Annotated in this window: 5 protein-coding genes; 4 read left to right on the plus strand and 1 reads right to left on the minus strand. The window is 56.2% G+C overall.

Annotated elements, in window-relative coordinates; genetic code table 11:
* Positions 1-5: 5 nt before the first annotated feature.
* Positions 6-2,195, minus strand: coding sequence for a fatty acid oxidation complex subunit alpha FadB (gene fadB, locus BJ885_RS23055; RefSeq protein ID WP_121930881.1), 2,190 nt, complete (start codon positions 2,193-2,195; stop codon positions 6-8).
* A gap of 190 nt (positions 2,196-2,385) precedes the next feature.
* Here fadB and pepQ point away from each other — a divergent pair, with 190 nt between their 5' ends.
* From pepQ to hemG, 4 genes are read left to right on the plus strand one after another with little or no spacing between them, the layout of a single operon-like run.
* Complete coding sequence (gene pepQ, locus BJ885_RS23065; protein ID WP_121930880.1) at positions 2,386-3,717, plus strand: Xaa-Pro dipeptidase; 1,332 nt, start codon at positions 2,386-2,388, stop codon at positions 3,715-3,717.
* The gene (locus BJ885_RS23070; protein WP_121423306.1) at positions 3,717-4,331 is read left to right on the plus strand and encodes an IMPACT family protein; all 615 of its coding nucleotides are present in this window, start codon (positions 3,717-3,719) and stop codon (positions 4,329-4,331) included. Before pepQ ends, BJ885_RS23070 begins: the two co-directional genes overlap by 1 nt.
* 39 nt (positions 4,332-4,370) lie before the next feature.
* The gene (trkH, locus tag BJ885_RS23075; protein WP_023309600.1) at positions 4,371-5,822 is read left to right on the plus strand and encodes a Trk system potassium transporter TrkH; all 1,452 of its coding nucleotides are present in this window, start codon (positions 4,371-4,373) and stop codon (positions 5,820-5,822) included.
* Between the two features lie 10 nt (positions 5,823-5,832).
* On the plus strand, positions 5,833-6,378 hold the full coding sequence (hemG, locus tag BJ885_RS23080; protein WP_047647028.1) for a menaquinone-dependent protoporphyrinogen IX dehydrogenase: 546 nt from the start codon (positions 5,833-5,835) through the stop codon (positions 6,376-6,378).
* Positions 6,379-6,521 lie beyond the last annotated feature (143 nt).

Here is a 6,521-nt window from a genome sequence, read left to right on the forward strand (position 1 = left end):
ACTCCTTAAGCCGTTTTCAGCTCGCCAACCGGACGGGCTGGCTCAACTGCTGGATAGTAGGGTTCGTTATGGCGCGCTTTGTTGCGCAGCCCTTCCGGCACCTCATAAAGCGGGCCGAGGTGCTGATACTGCTGAGCCATATCGAGATAGCGGGCGCTGCCGAGCGTGTCCAGCCAGCGGAACGCGCCGCCGTGGAACGGAGGGAAGCCCAGGCCGTATACCAGCGCCATATCGGCTTCTGCCGGGCTGGCGATGATGCCTTCTTCCAGGCAACGCACCACTTCGTTGACCATCGGGATCATCATCCGGGCGATGATTTCATCGTCGGTGAAGTCGCGTTTCGGCTGACTGACGTCGGCCAGCAGACCATCCACCGCGGCATCTTCTTCTTTCTTCGGTTTACCTTTGCTGTCTTCTTTATAGCGCCAGAAGCCCAGGCCGTTTTTCTGGCCGAAGCGGTTAGCATCGAACAGCGCGTCAATGGCGTCGCGATAATCTTTCTGCATACGCTGCGGGAAGCCTGCCGCCATCACCGCCTGAGCGTGGTGGGCGGTATCAATGCCGACCACGTCCAGCAGATACGCCGGGCCCATCGGCCAGCCGAACTGTTTTTCCATCACTTTATCGATTTTGCGGAAATCCGCACCGTCGCGCAGCAGCTGGCTGAAACCGGCGAAGTAAGGGAACAGCACGCGGTTGACGAAGAAGCCCGGGCAGTCGTTAACAACGATCGGCGTTTTGCCCATCTTGCTTGCCCACGCCACCACTTTGGCGATGGTTTCGTCAGAGGTTTTTTCCCCACGGATCACTTCGACCAGCGGCATACGGTGTACTGGGTTGAAGAAGTGCATCCCGCAGAAGTTTTCCGGACGCTTCAGCACGCTCGCCAGTTCGCTGATTGGAATGGTGGAGGTGTTAGAGGCCAGCACGGTCTCAGGACGAACCTTGTCTTCCGTTTCCGCCAGCACCGCTTTTTTGACTTTCGGATTCTCGACGACGGCTTCGACCACCACGTCGACACGGTCGAAACCGCTGTATTCCAGCACAGGCTGAATGGTGGAGATCACCCCTGCAAGCTTCAGCCCGTCAATTTTTCCGCGTTCCAGCTGTTTATTCAGCAGCTTGGCCGCTTCGGTCATGCCCAGCGTCAGAGATTTCTCGCTGATGTCTTTCATCACTACCGGCACGCCTTTCCAGGCCGACTGGTAAGCGATGCCGCCACCCATAATGCCCGCACCAAGTACCGCCGCATGTTTTGGCGTCTCAACGTTTTTAGTCAGCTGTTTGGCTTTACCCTTCACGAACTGATCGTTGAGGAAGATACCGACCAGCGCGCGGGCTTCATTGGTGTGCGCCAGCGGGACAAAGCTCTGATTTTCGAGCTTCAGCGCCTCGTCGCGACCGAGGCGGGCCGCCGCTTCAATGGTTTTCACCGCCGTGATCGGCGCCGGGTAGTGTTTACCTGCCGTCTGCATCACCATGCCTTTGGCGATGGTGAAGCTCATGGTGGCTTCAATTTTGCTGAGTTTTAACGGCTCCAGCTTCGGCTGGCGCTTGGCTTTCCAGTCGAGATCGCCGTTGATGGCCTGACGCAGAATGGCGACAGCACCTTCAACCAGTTTCTCTGGCTTCACGACGCCGTCGACCAGGCCGATTTTCTGCGCCTGTTCGGCGCCGACGTCTTTACCTGCGGCAATGATCTCAAGGGCGCTGTCGGCACCCAGCATGCGCGGCATGCGCACGGAGCCGCCAAAGCCCGGCATGATGCCCAGCTTGGTTTCCGGAAGGCCGATGCGCAGGTCCGGCGTCGCCAGACGGTAGTCGGTCGCCAGCACGCACTCGCAGCCACCGCCCAGCGCGTAGCCGTTAACGGCGGAAATGGTCGGGACAGGCAGATCTTCCAGACGATTAAAGACGCTGTTAGCAAAGTGCAGCCACTGGCTCAGCTGTTCTTCCGGGACCAGGAACAGCGAAAGGAACTCGGTGATATCGGCACCGACAATAAAGGCCGCTTTGTTCGAACGCAGCAGCAGCCCTTTTAATTCAGGTTGTTTTTCAAGAACATCAAGCGCCTGGCCAAGACTGGCCACCGTCGCGGTATCAAGCTTGTTTACTGAGCCGGGGGCATCGAACACCAGTTCGGCAATGCCATCTTCCAGCCAGTTGAGGTACAGGGTGTCGCCTTTGTAGAGCATGTCAGTCTCCTGAATCCAGCAATTGGATCTGGTCATACCAGATGAATCGGAGTGTGGGATTTATGTTAATAAAATGCAAATTACTCATTAAGAAAATGCTGCATTGATCACGGTCGGTGGAAATCACGCAGCCGGAGTGAGGTGTGCTAAGATGCGATGACTTGAGGTCAAAAAAACGAAAGGAAGAATGATGGACTCACTGGCTTCGCTTTATAAAAATCATATCGTTACCCTACAGGAACGTACCCGCGATGTACTGGCCCGCTTTAAGCTGGATGCGCTGCTGATCCACTCCGGCGAGCTGATGAATACCTTTCTGGATGACCACGCGTATCCGTTTAAGGTGAACCCGCAGTTTAAAGCCTGGGTACCGGTAACTCAGGTTCCAAATTGCTGGCTGCTGGTGGATGGCGTGAACAAGCCGAAACTGTGGTTCTACCTGCCTGTCGATTACTGGCACAACGTAGAGCCGCTGCCGACCTCTTTCTGGACCGAAGAGATTGACGTGATTGCGCTGCCGAAAGCGGACGGCATTGGCAGCCAGCTGCCTGCGGCGCGTGGCAATATCGGCTACATTGGCCCTGTTCCGGAGCGCGCGCTGGGTCTGGATATTCCGGCAGACAAACTCAACCCGAAAGGGTTGCTTGATTACCTGCACTATTACCGCGCGTATAAAACCGACTACGAACTTTACTGCATGCGTGAAGCGCAAAAAACGGCGGTGAACGGTCACCGTGCGGCGCATGAAGCGTTCCAGTCCGGTATGAGCGAGTTCGACATCAACCAGGCCTATCTGACCGCGACAGGCCACCGTGATACCGACGTGCCGTACAGCAACATTGTCGCGCTGAACGAGCACGCGTCTGTGCTTCACTACACCAAACTGGATCACCATGTTCCGTCGGAAATGCGCAGCTTCCTGCTGGACGCAGGGGCAGAGTACAACGGCTACGCGGCCGACCTGACCCGTACCTGGGCGGCGAATGCGGATACCGATTTCGCGCAGCTGATTAAAGACGTGAACGATGAACAGCTGGCGCTGATTGCCACCATGAAGGCGGGAACCAGCTATGTGGATTACCACATCCAGTTCCATCAGCGCATCGCAAAACTGCTGCGTAAGCATCAGATTGTGAAAGACATGAGCGAAGAGGCGATGGTCGAGAACGATCTGACCGGGCCATTCATGCCGCACGGTATCGGCCACCCGCTGGGCCTGCAGGTTCACGACGTTGCGGGCTTTATGCAGGATGATACCGGTACGCACCTGGCGGCACCGTCTAAATATCCTTACCTGCGCTGCACCCGTATTCTGGAGCCGCGTATGGTGCTGACGATTGAACCGGGGATCTACTTTATCGAATCCCTGCTGGCGCCGTGGCGTGAAGGCCAGTTCAGCAAACACTTCAACTGGGAAAAAATTGACGCGCTGAAGCCGTTTGGCGGTATTCGCATCGAAGATAACGTTGTGGTTCACGAAAACGGTATCGAGAACATGACGCGAGACCTGAAGCTGGCCTGATGGAAAGCTGGCTGATACCGGCTGAACCGGTCACCTTTGTTGAGGAAATCAAGAAAAGCCGCTTTATTACGCTGCTGGCGCATACCGACGGCGTAGAGGCGGCAAAGGCGTTTGTCGAGTCCGTCCGGGCGGAGCATCCTGACGCGCGTCACCACTGCGTGGCGTGGGTGGCAGGGCCGCCTGACGATTCGCAACAGCTGGGGTTTTCCGACGACGGTGAACCGGCGGGCACGGCCGGTAAACCTATGCTTTCGCAGCTGATGGGCAGCGGCGTGGGTGAAATTACCGCCGTGGTGGTGCGCTACTACGGTGGTATTTTGTTAGGCACGGGTGGGCTGGTTAAAGCGTACGGCGGTGGGGTTCAGCAGGCTTTGAATATGCTCATAACCACCCGCAAAACGCCGCTCACCGAATATACTTTACTGTGCGATTACGCCCAGTTATCCGGCATCGAGGCGCTGCTGAGGCAGTTTAACGGCGTCATCGCGCACAGTGAATATCAGGCAATGGTGCAATTACGCGTGGCGCTTCCTCAGGCGGAACTGGCTGCTTTTTCAGCAAAACTAGCTGATTTTAGTCGTGGTTCGTTGCAATTGCTGCCGATTGAAGAATAATCCCCACCTCACTTTTGAATACCAAAGGAAGCGGCAGAGATGCATTTTCGTGCCATAACCCGAATCGTTGGACTGCTGGTCATACTTTTTTCCGGGACGATGATTCTCCCAGGACTGGTGGCGCTTATCTACCGGGACGGCGCGGGGCGGGCATTTACCCAGACCTTCTTTGTCGCGCTGGCGATTGGCTCGCTGCTGTGGTGGCCAAACCGTCGTCAGAAAGGTGAACTGAAATCTCGCGAAGGTTTTCTGATTGTGGTCCTGTTCTGGACGGTGCTGGGGAGTGTCGGTTCGCTGCCCTTTATCTTCTCTGAGCAGCCTAACCTGAGCATCACGGATGCCTTTTTTGAATCCTTCTCCGGTTTAACGACCACCGGGGCGACGACGCTGGTGGGGCTGGATTCACTCCCGCACGCCATTCTCTTTTATCGTCAGATGCTGCAGTGGTTCGGGGGGATGGGGATCATCGTCCTGGCGGTGGCTATTCTGCCGATTCTGGGCGTCGGGGGGATGCAGCTCTATCGCGCCGAAATGCCCGGACCGCTGAAAGATAATAAGATGCGCCCGCGTATTGCCGAGACGGCGAAAACTCTCTGGCTTATCTATGTCTTGCTGACGGTGGCCTGTGCGCTGGCGCTATGGTTCGCCGGGATGCCCGCTTTCGACGCCATCGGACACAGCTTCGCGACGATAGCTATCGGCGGGTTCTCCACTCACGATGCCAGCGTCGGCTACTTCGACAGCCCAACGATTAATACCATCATTGCTATTTTCCTGCTGATCTCTGGCTGTAACTACGGTCTGCACTTCTCTTTACTGAGCGGGCGCAGCCTGAAGGTGTACTGGCGTGACCCAGAGTTCCGCATGTTCATTGGCGTCCAGCTGACGCTGGTGATCATCTGTACCCTGGTGCTGTGGTTCCATGATGTCTACAACTCCGCGCTGACTACGCTAAATCAGGCGTTCTTCCAGGTGGTATCGATGGCGACGACCGCCGGGTTTACCACGGACAGCATCGCGCGCTGGCCGCTGTTCCTGCCGGTGCTGCTGTTATGCTCTGCATTTATCGGGGGTTGTGCGGGGTCTACGGGCGGTGGTCTGAAGGTGATTCGTATTCTGCTGCTGTTTAAGCAGGGGAACCGCGAGCTGAAGCGCCTGGTTCACCCGAACGCGGTCTACAGCATCAAACTGGGGAACCGCGCGCTGCCGGAACGTATCCTCGAAGCGGTGTGGGGGTTCTTCTCGGCGTATGCGCTGGTCTTTATCGTCAGCATGCTGGCGATTATCGCGACGGGAGTGGATGATTTCTCCGCCTTTGCGTCCGTCGTCGCAACATTGAATAACCTCGGGCCTGGCCTGGGCGTTGTGGCGGATAACTTTGCCAGCATGAATCCGGTCGCGAAATGGATCCTCATTGCCAATATGCTGTTTGGTCGTCTTGAGGTCTTTACGCTGCTGGTGCTGTTCACCCCTACATTCTGGCGCGAGTAAGGAGCCGTTGATGAAAACACTGATTCTTTTCTCTACGCGAGACGGGCAAACGCGTGAGATTGCCGCGTATCTGGCATCGGAATTAAAAGAGCTGGGTATTTACTCGGATGTGGTGAACCTGAACCGTGCGGAGCAGATAACCTGGCAGGATTACGATCGCGTGGTAATTGGCGCGTCAATTCGTTACGGGCATTTCCATCCGGCGCTGGATCGCTTTGTGAAAAAGCACACGGCGGTGCTCAACAAATTGCCCGGTGCCTTTTACTCGGTCAACCTGGTCGCACGTAAAGCTGAGAAGCGTACACCGCAGACCAACAGCTACACGCGCAAGTTTTTACTCAGCTCGCCGTGGCAGCCAGACCTGTGCGCCGTCTTTGCCGGCGCGCTGCGCTACCCTCGCTACCGCTGGTATGACCGCTTTATGATCCGCCTGATTATGAAGATGACCGGGGGTGAAACCGATACGCGTAAAGAAGTGGTTTATACCGACTGGTCGCAGGTGGCCAGTTTTGCGCGGGAAATCGCACATTTAACGGGCGATTCGCGACATAAATAAGCGTTAAGTTTGAAAAGTGAGCGAACGAAAAGTTTTTTGTATTTTATGCTTGTCACGTCGGAATAACTCCCTATAATGCGCCTCCACTGACACGGAACAACGGCACACACGCCGCCGGGTCAGCAGAGAATAGCGAAAATAAA

This window comes from Enterobacter sp. WP_7_1 (assembly GCF_003688535.1).
GTDB classification, from domain to species: domain Bacteria; phylum Pseudomonadota; class Gammaproteobacteria; order Enterobacterales; family Enterobacteriaceae; genus Enterobacter; species Enterobacter asburiae.

Bases quoted from the DNA above. Each gene is read 5' to 3' on its own strand.
- pepQ (WP_121930880.1), top strand. From the start codon at position 2,386: ATGGACTCACTGGCTTCGCTTTATAAAAATCATATCGTTACCCTACAG.
- fadB (WP_121930881.1), bottom strand. From the start codon at position 2,195: ATGCTCTACAAAGGCGACACCCTGTACCTCAACTGGCTGGAAGATGGC.
- trkH (WP_023309600.1), top strand. From the start codon at position 4,371: ATGCATTTTCGTGCCATAACCCGAATCGTTGGACTGCTGGTCATACTT.
- hemG (WP_047647028.1), top strand. From the start codon at position 5,833: ATGAAAACACTGATTCTTTTCTCTACGCGAGACGGGCAAACGCGTGAG.
- BJ885_RS23070 (WP_121423306.1), top strand. From the start codon at position 3,717: ATGGAAAGCTGGCTGATACCGGCTGAACCGGTCACCTTTGTTGAGGAA.